A 22,960-nucleotide genomic window follows, 5' to 3' on the forward strand; every position below is an offset into this window, starting at 1 on the left:
CTGAAGGGCGACCATATTACTTTCTTACAAATTTTGGATAGATTAAAAAGGCTGTGCTTTGTCTACTGTAGCGATCGCCAGAATCGCTAGGGCCTAATCCACATCCCGGCAGCGATGGCTATACGCCATTGCGCTGTTCCAGTTATGTCCAGGGCCAAGGGGTGGTGTCCTAAGCACAATCGCCGTCGCTATATTCTCTATCTACCCTACCGATACAAGTCAACTGAAATTGCTATAGCGCAAAAGTATTATGCAAGAGAATGGATTTTAGTCCTCCGCTCTGCCAGGGCGACATTTTGATTGTCGATGATCTGGCAGACAACCTGCGCATTCTCGCCAATACCCTGGCTAGTCAGGGACACCGAGTAAGAGCGGTCAGAAGTGGAACGATGGCGCTGATTGGAGCTAAGGCCTTTCCACCGGACATTATTTTGCTCGACATCCGGATGCCCACCATGGATGGTTTTGAAGTCTGTCGTCAGCTCAAGGCCAGTGCGGTGACTCGACACGTTCCCATTATTTTTCTCAGCGCCCTGGACGACGCCAGCGATAAAACTCGAGCCTTTGAGGTCGGAGGCGTCGATTACATCACCAAGCCTTTCCATGACGCTGAGGTCACAGCTCGGGTACAGCACCAACTCGCTATTCAGCAGCTGCACAGGCAGGTGCTGACCCACAACCAGGCACCGTCAGACCCACCGTCTAGCCCCTCCCTGAGTACCGCTATCCACGCGGCACACACCATTCTGGCCTACAGCGATCGCCTCAGCCAATCCCCTGACCGCACTGGGGCGATCGCCTCCAGCCTGGAAGATCTGCGGCTGCACGGACAGACCATCCTGCGCCTGCTGAACTCCCTCGGCGACGAACTTACCCCCTGAATCCAGAACTTTGAGTAGTCCCAGCCGTTATCCTGTTCGGTGCTGGCCCAATTCGGTGCCCGGTCTGTGTTTTCTGGCGAACATTCCCTGCTGCCGTTGTCCCAGGGGCGGCCCAGAGGACCAGACCTTCAGGTTCAAACCCTAGCGGTTACAGCTACCCGTGCCGACCTGGGCGGGACAAAAAACCCTACAAAAGACACCATAGCGTGAGGCCTGCCCACCCGTCTGGACTCAACTTATCCAAATAGGCTGTTTGCAAAATCTGAGCGTTTACTGGTTCCCAGGTGAGGTAGTGTCGTAGGGCGCAATGACCACCTCAATTTCCTCAAGCACCGCCAGCACCGCCCGGACCGATTGCGAGGTTTTGTCCTCCTGCATCCAGGCTTCCAGACTCCTGGATCCGCTCAGGCCAGCTTCTAAATCGCTCAGCAGTTTGGCAACTAAGTAGACTTTTGACTGGCATAACCCCATGGCGTGGACAGCCCTTTCTTTCTTGATTAGGGTCTTAAGCGCTTTGTTTTCAGTCATGAGTTTTTTAATCACCCCCTGGTACTCCCGCAGGGATGTTTGGGTTTTTCCGCTGTAGTGGGGGTCGTAGCTATCAACCAGATCCTGGTACAGGGCTTCCAAACTTGCCGTAGATGAGTGGGGCAGCACCTGGTAGGCAATTCTAATCGTATCGGTCTCCTCCAGAAAGGTGCTGGGCTGCTTTCTAAACCAGCCGTTGCGAATGCTCTTGCCGTCTATACCAATGTAGAGAATCCGTCGCTTACGGTAGGCCATAAACACCCCTGGCTCGTGGGGCAAAAAATTGGCTTTGCTAACCTCAAGGCTGTCTAGAGCCCAGGGATCCAAACTGGAGGGGGTTGCATTCATGGTAGGCAGTAGGGCAGATGGCGCGTGACACTCGGCATATTTAGCGTTCGAGCGTCGCGTTCCGGCAGATTATACACTACATCTAATTTTTTACCCCCAATTTTTGGCAGAAAGGTTCGGCATCGGAGATCTAGTCCACTGATGGCTATAGGCTCCAGATGAAAGGGCGATCGCGGTCTGAACCAGTCCACACCCTCGCCCCTTGACAGGGGCAGTTTGCTGCGTATCCTGCATAGGCAGATTATCCGATGCCCTCGCCTTCCCCTGGCGGGGGCTTTTTTTGGGCAATCACCAGCGGTGACCCTACGCCGTAGTACTCCAGTTTTCAGCGGTGGTAAGGGTCATGGCCCTGGGCGCAACCGCGATCGCCGATAAAATACCAGTAGCCGTGCCGGAACCTGGGAATGCGTCATTGGAATCAGCTTTGCATCGGTCTCCTGCTGGCGGTGCTCGCTCTGCTCAACGGCTGGCCCCCCGGTCTGGCCCAGCCCACAGTCACCCTCCAGCAGCAGGTGGACGCTTACGCCGCTCAGGGTCGCGGGTCCCAGGGGGTGGCCGCGTTGCTGATTACCCCCGAGGGGTCCGAGACCGCCTTTGCCGGGGAAACGGGCAACCCCGCTCATCCGGCTCCGAGCGCAGACACGTTGTTTGAGATTGGCTCCATCACCAAGGTCTTCACCGCGCTGCTGCTGGCCAACCAGGTCAACCAGGGGGCAGTGGCCCTGGACACCACGGTGGAAGCCCTGGTGCCGGGAACTGCTTCCGGCCACTCCATTTCCCTCCAGGCGCTAGCCTCCCATACCGCTGGGCTCCCCCGCCTTCCCGTTCCCAGGGCGCTGTGGGGTATCCTCTACCCCGCCAACCCCTACCGCGGCAGTCGGACGGCAGAACTCTACCGCGCCCTGGGGGCCGCTGCTCCCAGCGAGCCTGGGATCTGTCAATACTCCAACCTGGGACCGGCGCTACTGGGTCAACTCCTGGCCAACGCAGCGGGGGATACCTACGAAAACCTGGTACAGACTCAGGTGCTGACTCCCCTGGGCCTGACGGATACCTACCTTGACCTTCCCCCCGCAGCCAAGGAGCGCCTGGCCCAGGGCCACCGGGAGAACGCCCTGCCCACCGCAAACTGGCAGTTCGATGCCTATGCCCCGGCGGGGGCGCTCAAATCAACCCTGACCGATATGGGGCGGTTTCTGACAGCGGCGATGGCGGCGGACTGGCCCCCCCTGGCGCTGAGTTTGCAAATACCGGATACCGACTGCCAGCCTAACGTTGGCCTGGGCTGGATTTTTACAGCGCTGGGGGATGCGCCCATGGTGATGCACAATGGGCGCACGGGCGGCTACTACGCCTTTCTAGGCTGGCTGCCGGAGGCGGGGCGGGGGCTGGTGCTGCTCACCAACACCAGCGACGATCTGGGCGATCGCATCGCCACTGCGCTGCTGGCGGGAGAACCGCTGCCGACCCGTGACTTCCCCCTGGGCTCGCTGCTGGTCATGGCTGTCCTGGGCGGGATGCTGCTGTTCCAGAGCTGGCAGCTGGCTCGCCCACCACGGTCACGCGATCGCCTTAAACAGGTGCAGACCGCTGCCGAAACCGTGCTGCTGCTGGCCCTTAGCTATCAGCTGGGCCCCTGGCACTGGTTGCCCGTCACCCTGTGGTGGAGCCTGCTGGCTCTGGTTGTCGGGTTGCTCCTCCGTCGGCTCAGGCAGCGCCCCGCCGGACCACCAGCGGAGTCAGCCCCCCGGCGCTCTCGCACCCGGTATCTCAGCCTGGCGTCAACCTTACTGGTGCTGGGTTGGGCCATTCTTTGCCTGCGGTAGGCCATCCAGAAGCAAGACACCATCCCTAGGGGCTGTCATCGGTTAGCTGCCAAACGCCTAAAAGTTAAGGGTTGCAGCCCCTAGCCTGGCTTTTGGGTCGGGCGTGACAAAGCGTGATATACCGAGCTTTTGGCCACAATTGATGACACACCTTAGGGGTAGGTGCCCACGCTGAGCGCTGCAACCGCTTTAGCGGTAGAACCCTAAGGCGCCAGGTTTAACAGGGCTTTGCGAATCGTTGCCACATCGGCAGAGGTGCCATTCTCGTGAGAGATACCCACGGCCTCCAGATCGCTTTCGACCATAAGGTGCACCAACTCCTCGAAGCTAACGCTCGGTTCCCAGCCCAGCACCTGCCGGGCCTTGGTGGCATCACCAATCAACAGATCGACTTCCGCAGGCCTCAGGTAGCGAGGGTCAAACTCCACGTAGTCATGCCAGTCGAGGTTGACGTGGTTGAAGGCAATATCGAGGAACTCACTGATGGCGTGGGTTTCGTTGGTGGCCACAACGTAGTCATCGGGGTGGTCCTGCTGCAGCATCAGCCACATGGCCCGCACGTAGTCTTTGGCATAGCCCCAGTCGCGCTTAGAGTCAAGGTTACCCAGGTACAGTTTTTTCTGCTGACCAGCTACAATCCGCGCCACAGCCCTGGTGATTTTGCGGGTGACAAAGGTCTCGCCGCGACGGGGCGATTCGTGGTTGAACAAAATGCCGTTGCAGGCAAACAGATCGTAGGACTCGCGGTAGTTGATCGTCTGCCAGTGGGCGAACACCTTGGCGCAGGCGTACGGGCTACGGGGGTAAAAGGGCGTCGTCTCCTTCTGGGGGATCTCCTGCACCTTGCCAAACATCTCCGAAGACCCGGCCTGGTAAAAACGGACCTCAAGCCCCGTGCGGTGCTGGTAGTCGCGAATGGCTTCGAGCAGTCGCAGGGTGCCCATCCCTACCGCGTCAACGGTGTATTCAGGGGAGTCGAAACTCACCCGTACGTGGGATTGGGCGCCCAGGTTGTATACCTCCTGAGGCTGCACCTGCTCGAGAATGCGCCGCAGCATAGTGCCGTCGGTCAAGTCGCCGTAATGCAGGAACAACCGAGCTTCGGCACTGTGAGGGTCAATGTAGATGTGATCGATGCGATCGGTATTAAAGGTCGAGGTGCGGCGAATGATGCCGTGAACCTCGTAGCCTTTCTCTAGAAGCAACTCTGCTAGATAGGATCCGTCCTGACCGGTGACGCCAGTGATTAGGGCTCGTTTGGGTTGACTCATAGGAATGCAATCTTGTACGGCAATGCTCGGCTTACCAAGTTTATATGGAATCAGGGTGTCCACTTAGACTACCCATTTAAGCTGCAGAGAGTTCAGCCGTCTGCCGCCAAATATCCTCGTGCCAAAAAGGGAACCTCAACGACTACCCCACGAGTCTCACCTACGACAATCTCCAGGCCCGCTCCCCCTGCTCTGGTGCGAATGTAGCCCAGTCCCATAGAGCCATCGGGGGTATCAATCACGCTGGTGAGCAGACCAACTTTTTCATCCCCGGCCCGGATAACCTCGCCAACCCTGGCAGAACCATGCAGCTTAATCCCCCAGAGCTGCTGTTTCACCCCCTGGTAAGTGTTTAACCTGGCAATGGTCTCTTGCCCGATATAGCACCCCTTATCAAAGGAAACAGACTGCCATAGCCCTGCCTCCAGCGGGTTGTACTCCTCAGTCAGTTCATGGCCTGGAGCCGGGCGGCCCTGCCGTATTCTCAGCTGCTGCCATTCAGTTTCCCCCACTGGGGTGGCGCCTGTCTCAGTTAGCCACTGCCACAGATGGGCAACCCCCTCAGCCGGCACCAGCAGAGTGTACCCCGGCAGCCCCAGACCACTCCCCACCGCCAACCGGACAGAAACGCTCCGAACGTCAACGCTCTGATGGTGGCCGTAGGGCAGGTCAGCGCCTGGTTCAATGCCTAATTGCTTCAGAATGCCAGCACTGCCGGGACCCACCAACGAGAACACAGCCATGGTCTGGGTCAGGTTCGTAAGCGATACCCGATCAGCTGGGAAGATGTAGCGGTCCATCCACTCGATCAGGCGCTGATCCTGGCCGGGAGAAGTAAGTATCAGCAGGGCGTCATCGGTGATGTAGACGGTGGTCAGATCGATGGTGCGGGCGGTGGAGGTCACAAACACCGTGTCGCAGCCTTCCCCTGATTGGCGTTGGGTGAAGGTGTTTGTGGTCTGGTTGTGGATAAAGCGCAGGCGATCGCCTCCAGTCATCTGAATTACGCCCCAGTGACTGCGATCGACCAGAACAGGGTCTTTAGATACGGCATCCAGGCCAGAAGTATTGCCAAAGGAGAGCGGGATGCCAGCATCGCTGAAGGTGGCCCCCTGGTTCTGCTGTAGCTCCCGAAGTGCTTGCATTACTTGCTCAGATGATTCGTTTAGTTCTTAGCGTCCGAGCCCCCATTCTAGAGCGCAAGGCGAGACTAAACAACAAAAGCGCCCCCGGTCGGGGGCGCTTTTTCTCAATCAATGGACTAGAAACTAGCCGATGATTTCAGGGGCCTCAGCAGCGGCCAGGTCCAGCGGGAAGTTGTGAGCGTTGCGCTCGTGCATCACTTCCATACCCAGGTTGGCGCGGTTGATCACGTCCGCCCAGGTGCCAATCACTCGACCTTGGCTGTCAAGGATGGATTGGTTGAAGTTGAACCCGTTCAGGTTGAACGCCATCGTGCTGATGCCCAGGGCGGTGAACCAGATGCCAATCACAGGCCACGCACCCAGGAAGAAGTGCAGGCTGCGGCTGTTGTTGAAGCTGGCGTATTGGAAGATCAGACGTCCGAAGTAGCCGTGGGCTGCAACGATGTTGTAGGTCTCTTCTTCCTGGCCAAACTTGTAGCCGTAGTTCTGGGACTCGGTCTCGGTGGTCTCACGCACCAGAGACGAGGTCACCAGCGAACCGTGCATGGCCGAGAACAGCGAACCACCGAACACACCGGCTACACCCAGCATGTGGAAGGGGTGCATCAGAATGTTGTGCTCAGCCTGGAACACCAGCATGAAGTTGAAGGTACCGGAGATACCCAGGGGCATACCGTCCGAGAAGGAGCCCTGACCCAGGGGGTAAATCAGAAACACGGCGGTCGCAGCGGCCACGGGGGCGCTGTAAGCAACGCAGATCCAGGGGCGCATGCCCAGGCGGTAGCTCAGTTCCCACTCACGACCCATGTAGCAGAAGACGCCGATGAGGAAGTGGAAGATGACCAGCTGGTAGGGGCCACCGTTGTACAGCCACTCATCGAGGGAAGCGGCTTCCCAGATCGGGTAGAAGTGCAGACCGATGGCGTTGGAGGAGGGCACAACCGCACCGGAGATGATGTTGTTGCCGTACATCAGCGAGCCAGCCACGGGCTCACGGATGCCGTCGATGTCGACGGGGGGCGCAGCGATGAACGCTACGACGAAGCAGGTGGTGGCAGCAAGCAGGGTGGGAATCATCAGGACCCCGAACCAGCCCACGTACAGGCGGTTCTCGGTGCTGGTGACCCACTGGCAAAACTGCTCCCACAGGGAGGCGCTTTCGCGCCGCTGTAGAGTCGTGGTCATGATGTATTAGTCCAAACAGATGTACTAAGTATGTAGCTGAGTACTTGCTTCAGCTACTGTTACATTAGCACACATTCCTAAATAGACTTTGGTTAAGAATAAATTCTTCGAGAAGGTCAGAGGGTGTGATTAATTCTGGCGACGGCCCTCTAAAGTTCTGGCTACGGCCTTCTACAGTGGCACTGTGACGCCCGACCGCAACCAAGGCTAGGGGCAGAGAGTTGCAATCCTGGGCGGTTGGTGGTGGAATAGGAGTCTGCCCTGCTCGGTCACCTAGATCTGAGCGGCGGTAGGGGTCTGTAAAGCAGTGCTGTGAAGCAGACCACTGAGGGGGCGTGGCGGAATGGTAGACGCTACGGACTTAGGAAACTGAGCCTTAGCGGAGAAATCTGCTAAGTGGAAGCTCTCAAACTCAGGGAAACCTAACTCTGGTCGGAGTGGCGGCAAATTTGACGCCCCAGGCCAGACATGGCAATCCTGAGCCAAGCTGGTGGATCTTAACGCCAGAAGGTGCAGAGGCCCGACGGGAGCTACCCTAACGTACAGCCGAGGGTAAAGGGAGGGTCCAATTCTCAAAACCTGGCCAGAGTTGTGCTCTGACCGGGCAGCAGCGAAAGCTGCGGGAGGATGAAAATCCGTTGACCTTAAACGGTCGTGAGGGTTCGAGCCCCTCCGCCCCCATCCTACTTTTTAGGCTTAGTTCTTGAGGACTCTGAAGCTCAACGGCTCAGTACTTTGTTTGTCATAGCGTTCTCTGACTTAGAACCGAACTAAAATCGGTCGAACAAACCCCAATGCCTGTACTATTTTGATTAGTTTCCTGTAGGGATTAGCTCCACTCCCTCAGCCTTGGGGCAATGGAGCACGGTTAGTTGGGTAGTGCGCAGGTTGAGCAACAGAAGTTCACGTTCTTTAAACTCCAAAAAGCTGCCGCTGGTCGGCGGGCCGCAAAGCGGGTTGTAGCTCAGCAGAATAGCTGATTGGGCTAGAGGCCGCTTTAGGCTGTGTTATTTTACACAAATGATTCATGTTGGTCACGGAAGGACGTATCCAGTCGTTAGCATGGGATTGTGCGGTTCTTCGGGCTGGGCCGGGACAGGGCCTGGCATGCTGAGCAGCGTAAACATGCCATCAGGTTCATCAGGGTTAGGGTGTTCCAGCTGAATATTTATCCAGGGTTTATGGGCAACAGGTCCAACGGGCCAAATTTGCGAACTCAAAGGGGCGTTTATTTGGATGGAATACTCTTAGGGTTCGTTGGGATCAAACTGTAGAACTCAGCGTTTGAGGGTCTCGGTTGGTGTGGCCGTCGCCGTGCTGATATCGGCGGGGCGGCAGGGTCGCAAGACCATGCTGATGGTTAGTCCTGCGGCTGGTCATACCCTGCGACAAGATCGCTAGCTTCCGGTTGATTGGGCGATAACCGGAGCTCATTCAGGAACCAATGTCTCGGGAAGCCGTGTCAAGATACCCTTCAATGGAGTCAGATGGCTATGATTCTCGTCCTGGGCTAACGCTGGCCCAGGCTCAGCAGATCATTTACGAATTTTTACTTGAAATTGTCAAAATTTGGCACCCAGACGATGTGCTAGAAGAGTTTCGGCATCTCTTTATTCACCACACCGATTCGGTTAGTTCCCAAACCCTGCCGGCTCTCCACATCATTTTATTTGCCAATAACGAGCAGGAATTTCGCAACACGATCAAGCGCTGTTGCTACATCCTCGTCAACAACTGGGAAGTTGCCCGACAGTTTGATGCGATTCAGGCGCTGGTGGATTTGTTCTCCGACCCGCTGATCCAGCGCCGCACTCTGTCTCCTACCCTGAAACGGCTGCGTAACTGGCTGACCCGATTTGTAGAGAGCGATGATTTTGAAGAACTGCGGCTGTTTGCGGCCCGCTATACCGAAGAGCGGACCCTCAACCGCCCTGACGAGTGGGCTGCCCGCTATACCTCTTATCTATTGGTGCCTCAGTACATCAACGAGGCTAATCCGGTGGAACAGCGCCAGGCGGCTCGAGCGCTCTCTCGCCGCCTGAAAGACAAATTTAAGTTTGACCTGGCTATGTATACCGCCTACAGCCAGTCCGGGCAGACCCATGGGCGGACCGTAACCAACCCTACAATGCTGGGTGATAGTGCGATTCGACTGGTAAAGGCGATCGTGGCGAAGCGAGGCGAATTTAGCTACAAAAACCTGGCTCGGTTGTTTCTAAATCAGATCGAGGACAGCAAATATAGCGAATTTAAGGGCAGTTTGACGCGATATTTGCTCTATACCGTCAACAGGAATCCCATTTCAAAACAGATTCAAGAGCATCTGGATGCAAGGTTGGAAGGTCTCTATATCGAATTTGAGTCTGAGGCGCTCGACCCCTCCCTCGTGCTGCGGACCTGTAACCGGATGGTGGACTGTCTGATGACGGAGGATCAAGAGCAGCCTTCGCCGCTGTTTTCCCTGGTGCTGTCCCAGGGGAATGCCCTCACCCTGGCCATTATTTTGCTCAAGCTTGTGCTGGTTTCAAAGCACACGCTGCCCTATCTAGAAGCTAGGATTGCAAGCTTGATTCGTTACTATGAGCAATTTCCTCGCAGTGAATGTCAGTGGGTGATCAACTTTTTAGAGGTATTTCAAATTACGTTTGCAATTTATGGAGACAACAGCGAGTATAACCTGGTCAAAATAGATCATATGGAGGGTGAACTCAAAGCTGAGTTCTTTGCCAATCAACGCGGTCTGGATGCGTTCAGAATTTTTTCTCAATCGCTGACCTATTCGTCGCTAAACCCGCCTGAGGTGGCTGAGGCGTGGATCCAGGAAGAGCTATCACCGGGTTTGTCGGAGGGTCGCTTTGAGCTAGGCTCTGATCTAGAGGCCAGTCAACCTCAGTCGGAGGACAGCTCAGGAGAGCGAGAGGGTTGACAGTACCAGGTGCTCAGCGCTGCGTGGTACACCACCTGCCAGGGGATGCCCCGATCGCGGGCCGCGGCTGCGCAGTCTTCGTATTCGGGCTGGGCGTTCAGGACGGACTGGGTTTGGGGATGGTAGGCCAATTTGAGGCTGATGGGGCCGTAGGGGGTTTCTAGGGTTTGCAGGGAGCGGGGCAGCACCCACCGCTGCTGAGGCTGGCGACGAATACCCAGGGTAGAGGTCTCAGCAAAGAGGATATCCGTGCAGCGGGGTTCATGGTCAGGGCGGCAAATAACGGTGAGGAGCAGGCCCGGTCGCGATTTTTTCATCGATACAGGCTGGGTAAAGACGTCCAGGGCTCCAACCGCAAAGAGGCGATCGTAGAGGTAGCCGATGGCCTGGGGAACGAGGTCATCCACCTGGGTTTCTAGCAGGATGACGGTGTCGCGATCGTAGGCTACCTCGATATCGGGAGGCTGGCCGCGCTGTTCTGGGGTTGGTGGCTGGGGCTGGGTGGCCAGGGGTCGGGTTGGGGACGGAGCTGTGGGGGATGAGGCGGGCCCAGCCTCGGCGACACCAATCCACAGGCGCAGCGCGTTGGCTACGGGGAGCGTTTTGCCCCCGGCCCCCAACCCGGTGCGGTGCAGGGTCATGGCCGGTGGGTCGCCAAAGTGGTGGGCCAGGGTGGTGGCGATCGCGGCCCCGGTGGGGGTGACCAGTTCGCCGTCGAGCCCGTTGCTGTAGAGGGGGACCCGGTGCTGCTCCAGCAGCTTGAGCACGGCGGGAGCAGGCACGGGGAGCCAGCCGTGGGCGGCCCTGACGCGCCCTCGTCCGGTGGGCAGGGGAGAGCAGACCAGAGTGTCAATATTTAAATAGTCAAACCCCAGGCAAGCGCCCACAATATCAACAATGGCATCAATGGCCCCCACTTCGTGGAAGTGCACCTGATCGATGGCGATGCCGTGGACGGCGGCCTCGGCCCTAGCCAAGGTTTGAAAAACGGCCAGACTCCATCGCTGGGCGCGATCGGGCAGGTTCGCCTGGGTGATCAACTGCTCGATCGCAGGCAGGTTGCGGGTGGCGCTGGCCGTGGGATCGCGATGGTGCTCCCCGTGACCGTGTTCATGGGAGTGGGAGTGGGCGGAGGCGGCCGGGACGGTTGGGGTCACGTGGGCCTGGAGGGCGCGCAGCCCCTGGCGCAGGACTGGGGTGACCGAGAGGGTAAACTCGTCGTGGAGGCCCAGGTTGGCCAACTGCGACTGCAAATACTCCAGGGGTACGCCCGCATCGATCAGGGCCGCCAGACACATATCGCCCGCAATGCCGGTGGGGCAGTCAAGGTAAGCTATCGTTTTCAACAGCACAACAGAAACGGGGACAGGGGCAATGGCAACCATCTACAAGCTACATCCCGACAACCCACAGAGCCGCAAGGTGGAGGCGATCGCGGCGGCGCTGCGACAGGGAGCTGTGGCACTTTACCCCACAGACACAGTCTACGCCATTGGCTGCGACCTCAATCACAAAGGGGCGGTGCAGCGGGTGCGCCAGATCAAGCAGCTGGCCAACGACAAGCCGCTCACCTTTTTGTGCGACTCTCTCTCCAATATTGCCGCCTACGCCATCGTCAGCGATGGCGCCTATCGCTTGATTCGACGGTTGATTCCGGGGCCATTTACGTTTTTGCTGCCCGCCACCCGCCAGGTGCCGCGCCTGGTGATGAGCCCCAAACGGCGCACGACGGGCATTCGGGTGCCCGATCACGCCATCTGTCTATCTTTGGTAAAAACGCTGCAAAATCCCGTCATTTCCACCTCAGCGCTGACCCTGCTGCCCAGCCCAGAGTCGGGGCGAGCGGCGGCCGGCCCCGTCGACAAAATGGTCATGTTTGACGCCCTGGAAAAGCTGGTGGACGTAATTGTGGACGATGAGCAACCCCTGGCCTACAACGTATCAACGATTCTTGATATGGAGGGCGACGAGCCGCTGGTGGTGCGCCAGGGCCTGGGCTGGGAAACGGCCCGTGATTGGGGTGCCCAGCTGGTGTAGCCCCAGGGTCAACTGGGTAACTGGCACTGGATTCCCTGGGGAGAGGCCACCGCAGTCGCTGCCCTGCGGTGATCGGCCTGAGGGGGAATGGCAACAGGACTTGAAATGGCAGGCAAGGGACCCATTGGCGCAGTCGCACCGGATTTTAGCGCCCTCTAGCTGCCATCTAGATGAGGGAGAAGGCCACAACTGGAGCTAAAGCGGCCTGGGAACCCGCCCCTGACCTGTCCCGTCTGCCGCAGGCAGGTTTTGCCGCTGGCACAGCGCCTGGGAAATGGCGGCGGCTGGGCCGGGAGTATCCAGCAAGCCCCTCGGGAATTGGCCGGTTGGTTAAGCCAACTGACGGATTGGCCCGACTGGCTATTCCCGATATCAGTGTCGTTGTTAGGATTGGGTAGCTATGAAGACCGCATCTACGTGCATTGCCATGCCCCCATCGTCCCCTGGGAGTCCCCCGCCCTCCCCAGAACCCGCTCCAGGACCTGCAGACCCATCCCAGGCCGACTCCGTCTCTGCCGTAGGCACTCTAGTGCAGGACTTGTTTATGGCGCACCTCCAGCGGCGGCCTGGGGGGCTGCGCGGGGTGATGCAGCGGTTGACGGCTGAAATTGAGCGTATCTGCGCCCTCAGCGATCGCATCCAGGCCTCGGGCAATATTGACCACTGGCAGACCGCCCTGGTGCGCCACCGGGTGAGCAAATGTTTGGCCTACTATGACATGGGCTCCAACCGGGGTCGGGTGGAACTGCACAGCAGTCTGAGCGCGATCGTCTATCGCCATGTGGCGCCCCAGGGCAGCCATTTGGGATTTAAGGGCCGCTACGCCCTGCTCGAAGACTTTATGCAGACGTTTTATATTGAGGTGCTGAACGCCTTTCGCCGGGAGCATAGCCTGCCCCCTACCTACACCCCGCGCACCCAGCTGGAGCTGGCAGAGTATATGGCGTTTAGCGAACAGTACGCCAAACGCCGAATCAATCTGCGCGGCGGCAGTCAGCAGCTAATTGTGCTGCGGGCCCAGGCCTTTAGCCGTCGCCAGCCGGCCGAAACTTCGGTGGATATGGCCCTGGTGAGCGAGGGGGCCAGAACCGAGGCGGGTGAGTTCCACGCGCGCAGTTCGGTGGTGCAGCAGGTGCGCGAAAAGATGATGACCGAGGCCGACGACCCCGGCGATGGAGTGATGCGCGATCGCGTGGTCAACGCCCTGGTGCAGTACCTCAAGGATCAAAATCAGCCCGACTGTGTCGACTACCTGGTGCTCAAGCTCCAGGACTGCTCCGCCGCCGAAATTGACGATATTTTGGGCCTCTCGGCCCGAGAGCGCGACTATTTACAGCAGCGCTTTAAGTACCATGTGGAAAAGTTTTCTCAGCAGCACGAGTGGCAGCTGGTGCACCAGTGGCTGGGGGCTAACCTGGAGGCCCGTTTGGGCATGACCCCCACCGAATGGGGCGACTTTCTGGCCACCCTGCCCGCCGACTATCGCCGCTTCCTTGCCCTGAAGCAGCAGCAGACGGACAACAGCGCTCTGAGCGATGAGGCGATCGCCAAAACCCTGGCCTGGACGCCTAAAAAAGTGCAGCGCAACTGGACCAAGGTGCTCAAACTGGCCTGGAACTTTCGCAATCAGGCCCGCGGCTCGGAGGCGGGCTAGACCATTATTACTAAGGCGGACTTGACTGAGGCGGACCTGGCAGGTCGCTAACCGGCGATCGCCTCCGCTTCGGTGGAGGGGGGCTCAAACTTGTAGCCCACGCCCCGTACGGTTTGAATTAGCGCTGGCTGGGTCGTGTCCTTCTCAATTTTTTTGCGAATTTGGCCTACGTGCACATCGACCACGCGCTGGTCACCCACGTAGTCGTAGTCCCACACCTTTTGAATCAGCTCGGCCCGACGCCACACCCGACCGGGATGGCTGGCCAAAAAGTGCAGCAGATCGAACTCCAGGGCGGTCAGGGGAACCATTTCCTCGTTGAGCATCACCTCGCGCCGTACCGGGTCGATGGCCAGACTGTTGAAGGTCAGACACTGCTGTTCGGCCGCCGTCACCGGGCGCTGGCGCTTGAGAATGGCCCCTACCCGCACCTCTAGCTCGCCCAGGCTGAAGGGTTTGGTGAGATAGTCATCGGCCCCCTCGTTAAAACCGCGAATTTTGTCGGACTCATCGGTGCGGCTCGTCAGCATCAGCACGAAGACCCCCGTGCGCGACTGCATCTCTTTACACAGGTCGTAGCCGTTGGTGTCGGGCAGGTTTAAGTCGAGGATGACCAGGTCGGGGGTGAACTGCTCGAACACCGCCAGGGCTTTTTTGCCATCCTCGGCCGACTCCATTTCGTAGTTCTGCTTGGCCAGGAACCGATGAATCAAGTTGCGAATTGCGGGGTCGTCATCGACAACGAGGATCTTGGCTTCGGCCATGGTCGTACCTTTCTGTAAAGTGACTCTGTTAAATGGACTGTTCAACTGCGATCGACAGGAAACGCTCAGGCAGCCAGGGGATGACTGTAGCCCGACCGGAGCACCAGGGCCCTTTTAGTGTTCTTCACGGGCTCGACAGGGCATCCGCACTAAACCATAAATAATTCCATAGCTTACTCGAGAACTTTATGAAGTTACCACCTCAACCCCCGGGTGAAACCAATTTTGCCCACCGCGCCTCCGTGAACCTACGGCACCTCCACCACTAACGTCGCGGCTGTCTTGACTTGGGGCCCATTAGCCCCAGCATTGGCCCCAAAATCAGCCCAAAGACAAAGCCCCCCGAGTGGGCCCAGTAAGCGATGCCGCCGCCTACACCGGTCTCACTGCTGAGGCTGGCGATGCTAAACAGCGCCTGCTGGGCAAACCAGAAGCCGAGGAAAAAGATGGCCGGGATGCGAACCGTGGTAAAAAAGATAATCAGCGGAATCAGGGTGACGATGTAGGCGCGAGGGAACCTGAGGATGTAGGCTCCCATCACCCCCGCGATCGCCCCGCTGGCTCCGATGGTGGGCACCGCAGAGGAGGGGTCAAAGCCCCACTGCGCCAGACCAGCCAGGGCCCCACAGCCCAAATAAAAAATCAAAAACTTGACATGCCCCAGCTGGTCTTCGATGTTGTTGCCAAACACCCAGAGGTAGAGCAGATTGCCCCCAATGTGAAAAATGCCGCCGTGGAGAAACTGGGACGACAGCAGCGTGATCCACTCTGTGGCCGGGGCCTCTAGTTCCCCCTGAAAGCTGGCCGTCAGCTGGGCGGGCACCAGCGCCCAGGCGTCAAAAAACTGGTCCAGCCCGGACTGCGACAGACCCAGCTGAAACACGAACACGGCAATATTCAGCCCAATCAGTCCGTAGGTGACGACCGGAGTAATGCTGACGGGATTGTCGTCACGGAGGGGAACCACAGCGATACCTAATGCCTAAACGTAGAGTGAAGTCCCTATTGTAGAGACATTTTTTAACCAGCTAGGCAGCCAGATTCGCGGCCTAGTGCGGATCCCCTGTCGCTCAGGGGGCCTGATCCGGGACTAATCCTGGGCCACAATCTCAAGCCGACCCGCATCGCCATCCAGGCGGGCGATCGCCCCCACCGGCAGGGCGGCATTGCTGCCGTCGTGGCCGAAGGGCAGGTTGGCTACCACGGGAACACCCAGATCGCCCAGGCGATCGCGCAGCACCTCGGCGATCGCCAGACTGGGTACCCCTGGGGGCGGCTCACAGCGACTGAAGCGGCCTAGGGCAATGCCTTTTATCCCCGTCAGGTGGCCCGCCATCCGCCAGTGGGTCAGCAGGCGATCGATGCGGTAGGGGGCTTCGGTGACATCTTCAAAGGCTAGAATAGCGCCCCTCAGGTCGGGCTGATGGGGGGTGCCCAGCAGGTGGGTTGCCACCGTCAGGTTGGCGGGCCACAGCCGCCCCGTGGCCTGGCCCTGGGTCCACCCCTCCCCCTGCAGGGCAGGCAGCCTGTGGCCCATGACCAGGTTTTTCAGCCGCTGCTGCGACCAATCCGGCTCCGCCGCCAGGGTGGTGAGCAGGGGCCCGTGCACCCCAACTACCCCCTGGTGGCCGAGACTCCACAGCAGACTGGTGACATCGGAGAAGCCCACCAGCCACTTAGGGGCGAATGCCCTAGGCCACTGCCAGCCCTCCAGCAGTCGGGTGCCGCCGTAGCCCCCTCGGGCACAGAGAATGGCCCTGTAGGTCGGATCGGCCAGGGCCTGGCCGAGCTGCTGACGGCGGTTGGCGTCTGACCCGGCCAGGTAGCCCCAGCGATCGCTGACGCCGGGACTGACATCTACCGTGAACCCCCAGCTGCGCCAGACTTCCAGGCCCTGGTTAAAGGCCTCCAGCTCCCGCAGCGCCCCGCTGGGAGCAATGACGCCCAGGCGATCGCCCGGCTGTAGCGGCGGTGGGTACCGCAGCGACGATGGGGGAGAAGAGACAGAAATATCGGCGTTCAACCCGCTAGCTCCAGCACAAATTCGCTATACTTACTTAACAAATGTTCACAATTACGCCGAGTATTACAGGCCCGAGTCGATGGTTAAACCCCCCTATGCTCCCGAAGCCCAAGAGTGGGGCTTTACCCCTACCGCCGAGAGCCTGAATGGACGGCTGGCCATGCTGGGTTTTGCCTTTGCGATCGCGATCGAAGCCCTCAGTGGCCAGGGAGTGCTGCACTTTTTAAACCTGATCTAGCCTTTTGATTCACTCAGAACGCTGGCCAGCAGGGCCTTCTGAGCGTGCATACGGTTCTCCGCCTGGTCCCAAACTCGGGAGGCAGACCCCTCCATCACCGCGTGGGTGATTTCTTCGCCCCGGTGGGCGGGCAGGCAGTGCAGCACAATCGCATCGCCGCTGGCCTGTTCGAGCAGCGCCTCGTTCACCTGGTAGGGCTGAAAGACCGGCAGGCGATCGCCCGCCTCTTCCTCCTGCCCCATGCTGGCCCAGACATCGGTATAGAGCACCTGGGCATCTTTGACGGCCGCTTCGGGGTCGGTGGTGATCAGCACCTGGCCCGGCCCCAGCCCCTGGGCCTGCTCGACGATGGCGGGGAGAGGAGCATAGCCCGCTGGCCCGGCGATATTCACGTTCATGCCTGCCATCGCACAGCCCAGCAGCAGGGAGTGGGCCACATTGTTACCATCGCCCAGGTAGGTCAGGGTCAGTCCCTCTAGCTGGCCAAACTCCTCCTGGATGGTGAGCAGATCGGCCAGAATCTGGCAGGGATGCTCCAGATCGGTCAGTGCGTTGATGACGGGAATAGAGGCGTAGTCGGCAAACTCCTGTACCTCAGCCTGCTCAAACGTTCGCACGGCCACCACGTCGAGGTAGCGATCGAGCACCCGAGCGGTGTCGCTGGTAGGTTCGCCCCGCCCCACCTGGGTCACCCCGGCGTGCAGGTCGAGGACCTGCCCGCCCAACTGGTACATCGCCACCGAAAAGCTGACGCGGGTGCGAGTTGACGCTTTGCGGAACAGCAGCCCCAGCACTTTCTGCGGAAACTGGGGGTGGTGCTTGCCCGCCTTCAGCTCGGTGGCAAAGGCGAGCAGCTCAGTCAGCTCGTCGGCGCTGAGATCGCTGAGGCTCAGCAGGTCGCGTCCGCTCAGGGGTGGCATGGCCATGGGCAAGCACTCGTAAAAATAAGACATTAGCAGATTCTAGAGTGAGTGCTGCGCCAGGGTATCGCTAACCCACAAGCGATCAGAGTGCAGCACGAACGAAAGAAGCTGCTAATCGCGCGCAAAAAAGCCCCCGGTCAGTGCGTTGATGACGGGAATAGAGGCGTAGTCGGCAAACTCCTGTACCTCAGCCTGCTCAAACGTTCGCACGGCCACCACGTCGAGGTAGCGATCGAGCACCCGAGCGGTGTCGCTGGTAGGTTCGCCCCGCCCCACCTGGGTCACCCCGGCGTGCAGGTCGAGGACCTGCCCGCCCAACTGGTACATCGCCACCGAAAAGCTGACGCGGGTGCGAGTTGACGCTTTGCGGAACAGCAGCCCCAGCACTTTCTGCGGAAACTGGGGGTGGTGCTTGCCCGCCTTCAGCTCGGTGGCAAAGGCGAGCAGCTCAGTCAGCTCGTCGGCGCTGAGATCGCTGAGGCTCAGCAGGTCGCGTCCGCTCAGGGGTGGCATGGCCATGGGCAAGCACTCGTAAAAATAAGACATTAGCAGATTCTAGAGTGAGTGCTGCGCCAGGGTATCGCTAACCCACAAGCGATCAGAGTGCAGCACGAACGAAAGAAGCTGCTAATCGCGCGCAAAAAAGCCCCGGAGGGGGCCGGGGCGAGGGAATCTAAATTGGGCCTCAGGGTGCTACAGGGCGGCCAGCAGCTCGCGGTAGAGGTCTTTAACGATGCGTGAGACGACTTTCATTACGGCCTGTTTGTAGGGCATCTCTCCCAGGGACTGGTAGTAGTCGGCGTGGCTGCGAAGCTTGGGCGGCTGGGCTAACCCTCTGGGGCCAGAGATGACGATTTTGGTTTGGACGTGCAGGTAGAGAGCCGTTCTAGCCACCTTTGAGCCTGCGGGCTTGTGGCGGCGCTCTTGGCCGGATTGGTAGGCCTGGGTGCCAAGGCCCAGGGCCAGGCGGAACGCGCCCAGGCTTCGGTTTCGGCGGTGATAGCGACCCTTTTCGCTGGGTGCTTTGGTTTTGATGGGCTGACCGTCTTCCCCTAGAAATTGGCTTAGGGGGTAAATGCGGCTGAGGATGACGGCGCGCGTCATCTCACCAAACCCGAAGGCGTTGAAGACGGCGTGATAGGGCTTGAACTGAGACGACTCCAGCAGGGCGCTAATTTTTTCCTCGTAGGGAAGCTGCTGCCGCTCCAGCTCACAGATCTGAGCGGCCAGGGCTCGGCTTAGATCGGTAAGGCCGGTGCCGATGGTAGCGTCGAGCTGGGCCTGGCGGCGGGCGGTCGTGTTGGTTGGCTGGCCCGCAATAAAGCGCCACAGGGCCGGGGGTTTGGGGTAGAGCCAGTCTCGATTCTGCTGAGGCTTTTTGCCGGAGGCCGTGCGGCACACCTCCGGCCATTCGTGGCTGAGCAGCTGCCACAGCCGCCGCTGATGGTTTCCGGTCATGCGGGTAAGAAACTGATGGTGCAGGGTAGCCGCCCGCAAGTCTTCGGCGAAGTCGCTCAGGAATGCCGATGCCTTATCCAGATTTAGGGCACCGTAGAGGGCCAGAAAGGCCGCGTCGTAACGGTCGGTTTTGTTGGCTACGCCGGAGTAGGCTTTTAGGGCCGTAACTCGCTTAGGATTGACCCTGAGCACGGTTTTACCGTTGGACTTGAGGGTATCGATCCAGATTTTGGAGTAGTCGCCGGTTGGTTCCAGCACGTAGATATCGCCCAGCTCTAACAGCGTCTGCACGCCGCTTAGATTGCTGAGCAGGGTTACCGGGGTGTAGGACCGGGCAAATTGGGCCAGGTCGCCGGGGATGCTGTGACTGTCGACGGCACAGCAAAGAATTGAGGTCTTAGCCACCTCAACACCGATTATGGAAGGCATGGTTTACAACTACCTATGTCACGATTTATTGAAGCTCCGGGGCTCGGGGCCGCCGTGTAGCACGTCGCTCTCAGACCGTTAGTCGATAACCGCCTTGGGTGAAGCACTGGGCTGTTTGGCAGCATTATTGGAGCGTGAAAACGCAATCTGCTAAAAGCCCCAGCCCAGAGACGGAAAGTAACCAGGGCGCTGGGGTTGGAATCCGGCACCGGGCAGTTACCCCGCGACGGCCACGGCGGGCCGTTTCGTCCTTCAGGACTCATCAGGCGGGTTTATTTTGAGTCTTCGTCGGCGATCGCCCGGTAGGTTTCCAGGGCCTGGGCGGCGAGCTTGTAAGCGGCCAGGGCCTGGGCGGCGATCGCGGCGATTCCCTCCGGTGGAGTATCGCGGTAGCGGTTGAAACCCTGGCGACGAGCTTCGGCAATCAGCTCGTCTCGGCTCAACTCAGCCCAGGGGCCCAGGTCCTGAACTTCATCGGCCAGCCACTCAACCGCCAGCAGGTGGGCGGCGATACAGTCGAGAACTTCGGTGGGGATGCCGTTAATAGTGCTCATGAAGCTCCTCATAGTCGGGGTCAGCAGCGGTGGGGATGTCGTCGGGGGAAGGGGGAAGCCAGGCGGGCCATGGGGGCAGCACGGTGGTAGACGGTGAAGCACCAGTCACGCGGCCAGTCCCACGTTCTGGGAACTCGACATAGGTAACGACCGGGGGCGCCGGGTGGTGCAGCTCGGCCCGCAGCTGCGCCACCCGGGCCAGCGTGCCGGTGATGAGGTCGCGCAGCTGGTCACCGGGGGTATTGATCACGGTGTCGATCGCGCTTTTGGCCCAGCGCTCGAAGGTATCGGCGTGGTCCTGGGGGTAGGGATGGAACAGGGCGGCTTCATTGGCGGCCAGCTGCAGGGCGATGTAGAGAACGGCGATCGCGTCCAGCAGCCGGGGCGTGTCGTTCTCAAATTCCGCCGGGTCGAGCACCAGGCGAATAGACTCGGCGGTGGCGTGGAGGCAGTCAGAAAGGTCCTTGGGGCTTTCGTAGAGGCCGTTGTTGAGGCAGTTGAGGGTGTCGAGCAGTTCGCGGATCGCGTCGGTGCTCCAGGGGGGGAGGAAGTAGGGGCGTCCTGCGGTCATAGAGGGTTTCCTTTTGAGTTAGGTTGGGAGTGGCCCCCCGTGGGGGGCCATGATTCAGTGGTTCCTTTAGTGCTGCTGAGTCTATTGGTAGCAGGGCGGGGGAGTGTATTAGCTGGTAACTCTTGGCTCCCCTGGCTCGGCCTATAGGCGGGCTGTACGTCGGCGGCATTTCGCCAAGCGCATCTCACCAAACTTTTACCTATCCGGTGGGGTGGTTGCCCTGGCCCCAGGTCCGTGGCCCTTGCCGGTGGGAGTCAGTAGTCGTTTTCTCTCACCTCGAATTGGTCGCCGGCGTCGGGGTTGGTGGTGGCCAGCTGGCGGATTAGGGCCGCGGCGTGAGACTTGTAGGCAAAGGTGGCCACCGGGGAGAGCACGCGGGTGCGCGGGTCGCGGTGGACCACTAGCCAGGGGAATCGGGGTACCCTCAGGGTGTCTTGCACTCTCGTGGATGGCTCCGCTACGGCGGGGCTTTTTTGTTGGGTTGGCATGGGCTATTCCTCGGGTTTTGTTCGACGTGTTTGGACATCGCCAGTGGCCAGGGCGATTAACTCGTCAAGTCGTTCTACAAAATCAAACTCTTCTACGCAGGGAGCGTCATCTAGAGGCGCTGGTGACATGCCACCAAGAAGCAGAGCCTTTAGGGCATGCACTTCCCTAAGAGTTAAATCGAGCGAGTACAGCGGGATGGGGTATTCCTCTTTTTCCATTTCCATAGAGGGAACGGGGGCGATCGCCCCCGGCGAAACTCTGACTGACAGGGGTGGCCAGGGTGGGAGTCGAACCCACCACCGCCATGCGGCGGGCTGCCGAGACTGGCCAGGAATGCCGGGAGGAGAGTTAACCCCCGGCGTGAGATCCGACGTTTGATGCTTCACACCTTATGTATAACACAGTAGACTGAATGCATAACACTAATTAATTGTGTTATGCAATCCTTATGTCTAACGTATTGAGTCCGTCCGTATATACAATCGAGGAAAAGGTGATGGGTACAACGAATGAGCGAATCCAAGCAAGCCCGGAACCGTTGGGGCCAGCCGAAGGATCAGGGCCTTTATCAGCGCATGACAGCGGAGGGGCTAGAGGCACTGAAGGAGTCGGCAGCAGCGGCAGAGATGAGTCTGGCAGACTACCTAGAGTTTCTAGCCAGGGAGAGGATAGTGCCCCCGGTTCAGTCGGAGGAGTCACAACAGATCATGAGCCCTCAATTGGCGGCGTTGCCGGAAAAGCCCTCGGCCAGTGGGTCTTTAAATACCTGGAATACCAACTGGCCTATCATTCCAGCTCAATCGACTGGTACCAGGTTGAAATAGAAGGCTGCCAGAAGAAAATCAGGGAGCTTGAAGCTGAAATTGTTCGCTATCGAGAGGCGATCGACTGGCATCGCCACTACCTTGATGCTGTAACCATTGATATTCAAGCTCTAAACGCTGAAGCCGCTGAGCCCGAGGAATAGACAAACAAAGGCCCCAGAGATGCGATCGCACCCCTGGGGCTTCGTTGTATTCATGTATGCAGGGTTGCTCAGTAGAGGTGAACCTCATTGAGGGTGTAGATAGCCCCTCGGTACTCCCACCCTGGAGAGAGCTGCCAGTCACTTCTAAACCCTTTGGTGCGTTCGGTGCCAAAGAACCGGCCTGTAGCTTCGTAGCGTCCAGGGGGTACCTGAAAGGTGATTGGAGTGCCGACGGCACCCCACGGCGGGGAATTATCCCGGCTGTAGGTTGAGCACTCTTTACAGGCCTGCATTTTGAGTTCTAGGCGTTCCCCGGTGTCTCTAACCAGATAAATGGTGAGGGCATCAGGAGAGCCATTTATAAAGGTGACGGTTGAGGCCGTGCCGCCCACCTCCTGGTACAGGTTTGGTGGAGGGAAGTTGGCCAAGTTCCTATCATCCACTTCGCCGTAATCAGCTCGGCCCGACGCCACACCCGACCGGGATGGCTGGCCAAAAAGTGCAGCAGATCGAACTCCAGGGCGGTCAGGGGAACCATTTCCTCGTTGAGCATCACCTCGCGCCGTACCGGGTCGATGGCCAGACTGTTGAAGGTCAGACACTGCTGTTCGGCCGCCGTCACCGGGCGCTGGCGCTTGAGAATGGCCCCTACCCGCACCTCTAGCTCGCCCAGGCTGAAGGGTTTGGTGAGATAGTCATCGGCCCCCTCGTTAAAACCGCGAATTTTGTCGGACTCATCGGTG

24 protein-coding genes are annotated in these 22,960 nt (G+C 59.2%); 7 read left to right on the top strand and 17 right to left on the bottom strand.

Going from position 1 to position 22,960, the window contains the following annotated elements:
- Positions 1-260 precede the first annotated feature (260 nt).
- The gene (locus NF78_RS27460; RefSeq protein ID WP_035994732.1) at positions 261-881 is read left to right on the top strand and encodes a response regulator; all 621 of its coding nucleotides are present in this window, start codon (positions 261-263) and stop codon (positions 879-881) included.
- Positions 882-1,151: 270 nt separating this feature from the next.
- On the opposite strand, the gene NF78_RS27465 is transcribed toward NF78_RS27460, so the two are convergent.
- A complete protein-coding gene (locus tag NF78_RS27465) occupies positions 1,152-1,757 on the bottom strand; it encodes a hypothetical protein (protein WP_035994735.1) in 606 nt (201 codons plus the stop codon).
- 404 nt (positions 1,758-2,161) lie between these two features.
- Between NF78_RS27465 and NF78_RS28695 the strand changes: the two genes are divergently transcribed.
- Positions 2,162-3,583, top strand: a complete 1,422-nt coding sequence (locus NF78_RS28695) for a serine hydrolase domain-containing protein (protein WP_052051071.1) — start codon at positions 2,162-2,164, stop codon at positions 3,581-3,583.
- A 203-nt stretch (positions 3,584-3,786) separates the two neighbouring features.
- Here the strand turns inward: NF78_RS28695 and gmd are convergent, their stop codons facing one another.
- The 3 genes from gmd to psbA form a co-directional block, all read right to left on the bottom strand.
- The gene (gmd, locus tag NF78_RS27475; RefSeq protein WP_035994737.1) at positions 3,787-4,854 is read right to left on the bottom strand and encodes a GDP-mannose 4,6-dehydratase; all 1,068 of its coding nucleotides are present in this window, start codon (positions 4,852-4,854) and stop codon (positions 3,787-3,789) included.
- A 92-nt stretch (positions 4,855-4,946) separates the two neighbouring features.
- Positions 4,947-5,999, bottom strand: a complete 1,053-nt coding sequence (locus NF78_RS27480; protein WP_035994740.1) for a YgfZ/GcvT domain-containing protein — start codon at positions 5,997-5,999, stop codon at positions 4,947-4,949.
- 123 nt (positions 6,000-6,122) lie between these two features.
- Positions 6,123-7,184 (bottom strand): photosystem II q(b) protein, encoded by a 1,062-nt coding sequence (gene psbA / locus NF78_RS27485; RefSeq protein WP_035994742.1) that lies wholly within the window; start codon positions 7,182-7,184, stop codon positions 6,123-6,125.
- 1,477 nt (positions 7,185-8,661) lie between these two features.
- Between psbA and NF78_RS27495 the strand changes: the two genes are divergently transcribed.
- Positions 8,662-10,110, top strand: a complete 1,449-nt coding sequence (locus NF78_RS27495) for a hypothetical protein (protein ID WP_197065016.1) — start codon at positions 8,662-8,664, stop codon at positions 10,108-10,110.
- Here the strand turns inward: NF78_RS27495 and larC are convergent.
- Positions 10,074-11,462, bottom strand: coding sequence for a nickel pincer cofactor biosynthesis protein LarC (gene larC, locus NF78_RS27500; RefSeq protein ID WP_263970721.1), 1,389 nt, complete (start codon positions 11,460-11,462; stop codon positions 10,074-10,076). The genes NF78_RS27495 and larC overlap by 37 nt on opposite strands.
- A gap of 22 nt (positions 11,463-11,484) precedes the next feature.
- Here larC and NF78_RS27505 point away from each other — a divergent pair, with 22 nt between their 5' ends.
- Positions 11,485-12,147 (top strand): L-threonylcarbamoyladenylate synthase, encoded by a 663-nt coding sequence (locus NF78_RS27505; protein WP_035994748.1) that lies wholly within the window; start codon positions 11,485-11,487, stop codon positions 12,145-12,147.
- Positions 12,148-12,547: 400 nt separating this feature from the next.
- Positions 12,548-13,801 carry a hypothetical protein gene (locus tag NF78_RS27510; protein WP_225885442.1) on the top strand — a complete coding sequence of 418 codons (1,254 nt, stop codon included), beginning with the start codon at positions 12,548-12,550 and terminating at the stop codon, positions 13,799-13,801.
- A gap of 47 nt (positions 13,802-13,848) precedes the next feature.
- On the opposite strand, the gene NF78_RS27515 is transcribed toward NF78_RS27510, so the two are convergent.
- From NF78_RS27515 to NF78_RS27525, 3 genes are all read right to left on the bottom strand, one after another.
- On the bottom strand, positions 13,849-14,565 hold the full coding sequence (locus NF78_RS27515) for a response regulator transcription factor (protein WP_035994750.1): 717 nt from the start codon (positions 14,563-14,565) through the stop codon (positions 13,849-13,851).
- A gap of 265 nt (positions 14,566-14,830) precedes the next feature.
- Positions 14,831-15,532 carry a rhomboid family intramembrane serine protease gene (locus tag NF78_RS27520; RefSeq protein ID WP_035994753.1) on the bottom strand — a complete coding sequence of 234 codons (702 nt, stop codon included), beginning with the start codon at positions 15,530-15,532 and terminating at the stop codon, positions 14,831-14,833.
- 123 nt (positions 15,533-15,655) lie between these two features.
- Positions 15,656-16,588 carry a S66 peptidase family protein gene (locus tag NF78_RS27525; RefSeq protein ID WP_052051072.1) on the bottom strand — a complete coding sequence of 311 codons (933 nt, stop codon included), beginning with the start codon at positions 16,586-16,588 and terminating at the stop codon, positions 15,656-15,658.
- A gap of 79 nt (positions 16,589-16,667) precedes the next feature.
- On the opposite strand from NF78_RS27525, the gene NF78_RS32050 reads away from it, so the two are divergent.
- Positions 16,668-16,826 carry a hypothetical protein gene (locus NF78_RS32050; protein ID WP_035994754.1) on the top strand — a complete coding sequence of 53 codons (159 nt, stop codon included), beginning with the start codon at positions 16,668-16,670 and terminating at the stop codon, positions 16,824-16,826.
- Here the strand turns inward: NF78_RS32050 and argF are convergent.
- From argF to NF78_RS27560, 7 genes are all read right to left on the bottom strand, one after another.
- A complete protein-coding gene (argF, locus tag NF78_RS27535; protein ID WP_052051081.1) occupies positions 16,823-17,746 on the bottom strand; it encodes an ornithine carbamoyltransferase in 924 nt (307 codons plus the stop codon). The genes NF78_RS32050 and argF overlap by 4 nt on opposite strands.
- Positions 17,747-17,860: 114 nt before the next feature.
- Entirely contained in the window at positions 17,861-18,268 is a 408-nt protein-coding gene (locus NF78_RS27540) for a hypothetical protein (RefSeq protein WP_318655524.1), read from the bottom strand.
- Between the two features lie 174 nt (positions 18,269-18,442).
- On the bottom strand, positions 18,443-19,636 hold the full coding sequence (locus tag NF78_RS27545; RefSeq protein ID WP_072016297.1) for an IS110 family transposase: 1,194 nt from the start codon (positions 19,634-19,636) through the stop codon (positions 18,443-18,445).
- 272 nt (positions 19,637-19,908) lie between these two features.
- Complete coding sequence (locus NF78_RS27550) at positions 19,909-20,190, bottom strand: hypothetical protein (RefSeq protein WP_035994762.1); 282 nt, start codon at positions 20,188-20,190, stop codon at positions 19,909-19,911.
- On the bottom strand, positions 20,177-20,761 hold the full coding sequence (locus NF78_RS27555; RefSeq protein ID WP_035994765.1) for a hypothetical protein: 585 nt from the start codon (positions 20,759-20,761) through the stop codon (positions 20,177-20,179). The genes NF78_RS27550 and NF78_RS27555 overlap by 14 nt, the downstream gene beginning before the upstream one ends.
- Before the next feature lie 254 nt (positions 20,762-21,015).
- Positions 21,016-21,249, bottom strand: a complete 234-nt coding sequence (locus NF78_RS31675) for a hypothetical protein (RefSeq protein WP_156119959.1) — start codon at positions 21,247-21,249, stop codon at positions 21,016-21,018.
- 3 nt (positions 21,250-21,252) lie between these two features.
- Positions 21,253-21,474: a hypothetical protein gene (locus NF78_RS27560; RefSeq protein WP_035992540.1), complete on the bottom strand. Its 222-nt coding sequence runs from the start codon at positions 21,472-21,474 to the stop codon at positions 21,253-21,255.
- Positions 21,475-21,698: 224 nt separating this feature from the next.
- Between NF78_RS27560 and NF78_RS31680 the strand changes: the two genes are divergently transcribed.
- On the top strand, positions 21,699-22,217 hold the full coding sequence (locus NF78_RS31680; RefSeq protein ID WP_156120005.1) for a hypothetical protein: 519 nt from the start codon (positions 21,699-21,701) through the stop codon (positions 22,215-22,217).
- Positions 22,218-22,285: 68 nt separating this feature from the next.
- Here the strand turns inward: NF78_RS31680 and NF78_RS31685 are convergent, their stop codons facing one another.
- Positions 22,286-22,645, bottom strand: coding sequence for a hypothetical protein (locus tag NF78_RS31685; RefSeq protein WP_156120006.1), 360 nt, complete (start codon positions 22,643-22,645; stop codon positions 22,286-22,288).
- Positions 22,576-22,960 (bottom strand): response regulator transcription factor (locus tag NF78_RS27570; protein ID WP_225885443.1); only part of this gene is annotated, 385 nt, incomplete at its 5' end. The genes NF78_RS31685 and NF78_RS27570, both read right to left, overlap by 70 nt.

This window comes from Leptolyngbya sp. KIOST-1 (assembly GCF_000763385.1).
Classification (GTDB): Bacteria; Cyanobacteriota; Cyanobacteriia; order Phormidesmidales; family Phormidesmidaceae; genus Nodosilinea.

Excerpts from the sequence above, each read along its gene's own strand:
- NF78_RS27465 (WP_035994735.1), bottom strand. The coding sequence starts at position 1,757 with ATGAATGCAACCCCCTCCAGTTTGGATCCCTGGGCTCTAGACAGCCTT.
- NF78_RS27510 (WP_225885442.1), top strand. The coding sequence starts at position 12,548 with ATGAAGACCGCATCTACGTGCATTGCCATGCCCCCATCGTCCCCTGGG.
- NF78_RS32050 (WP_035994754.1), top strand. The coding sequence starts at position 16,668 with ATGGTTAAACCCCCCTATGCTCCCGAAGCCCAAGAGTGGGGCTTTACC.
- NF78_RS31675 (WP_156119959.1), bottom strand. The coding sequence starts at position 21,249 with ATGCCAACCCAACAAAAAAGCCCCGCCGTAGCGGAGCCATCCACGAGA.
- NF78_RS27555 (WP_035994765.1), bottom strand. The coding sequence starts at position 20,761 with ATGACCGCAGGACGCCCCTACTTCCTCCCCCCCTGGAGCACCGACGCG.
- NF78_RS27505 (WP_035994748.1), top strand. The coding sequence starts at position 11,485 with ATGGCAACCATCTACAAGCTACATCCCGACAACCCACAGAGCCGCAAG.
- psbA (WP_035994742.1), bottom strand. The coding sequence starts at position 7,184 with ATGACCACGACTCTACAGCGGCGCGAAAGCGCCTCCCTGTGGGAGCAG.
- NF78_RS28695 (WP_052051071.1), top strand. The coding sequence starts at position 2,162 with ATGCGTCATTGGAATCAGCTTTGCATCGGTCTCCTGCTGGCGGTGCTC.
- NF78_RS27540 (WP_318655524.1), bottom strand. The coding sequence starts at position 18,268 with ATGGCCATGCCACCCCTGAGCGGACGCGACCTGCTGAGCCTCAGCGAT.
- NF78_RS27480 (WP_035994740.1), bottom strand. The coding sequence starts at position 5,999 with ATGCAAGCACTTCGGGAGCTACAGCAGAACCAGGGGGCCACCTTCAGC.
- argF (WP_052051081.1), bottom strand. The coding sequence starts at position 17,746 with ATGCCACCCCTGAGCGGACGCGACCTGCTGAGCCTCAGCGATCTCAGC.
- NF78_RS27460 (WP_035994732.1), top strand. The coding sequence starts at position 261 with ATGGATTTTAGTCCTCCGCTCTGCCAGGGCGACATTTTGATTGTCGAT.
- NF78_RS27515 (WP_035994750.1), bottom strand. The coding sequence starts at position 14,565 with ATGGCCGAAGCCAAGATCCTCGTTGTCGATGACGACCCCGCAATTCGC.
- gmd (WP_035994737.1), bottom strand. The coding sequence starts at position 4,854 with ATGAGTCAACCCAAACGAGCCCTAATCACTGGCGTCACCGGTCAGGAC.
- NF78_RS27560 (WP_035992540.1), bottom strand. The coding sequence starts at position 21,474 with ATGGAAATGGAAAAAGAGGAATACCCCATCCCGCTGTACTCGCTCGAT.
- NF78_RS27550 (WP_035994762.1), bottom strand. The coding sequence starts at position 20,190 with ATGAGCACTATTAACGGCATCCCCACCGAAGTTCTCGACTGTATCGCC.
- NF78_RS27545 (WP_072016297.1), bottom strand. The coding sequence starts at position 19,636 with ATGCCTTCCATAATCGGTGTTGAGGTGGCTAAGACCTCAATTCTTTGC.
- NF78_RS27495 (WP_197065016.1), top strand. The coding sequence starts at position 8,662 with ATGGAGTCAGATGGCTATGATTCTCGTCCTGGGCTAACGCTGGCCCAG.
- NF78_RS31680 (WP_156120005.1), top strand. The coding sequence starts at position 21,699 with ATGTCTAACGTATTGAGTCCGTCCGTATATACAATCGAGGAAAAGGTG.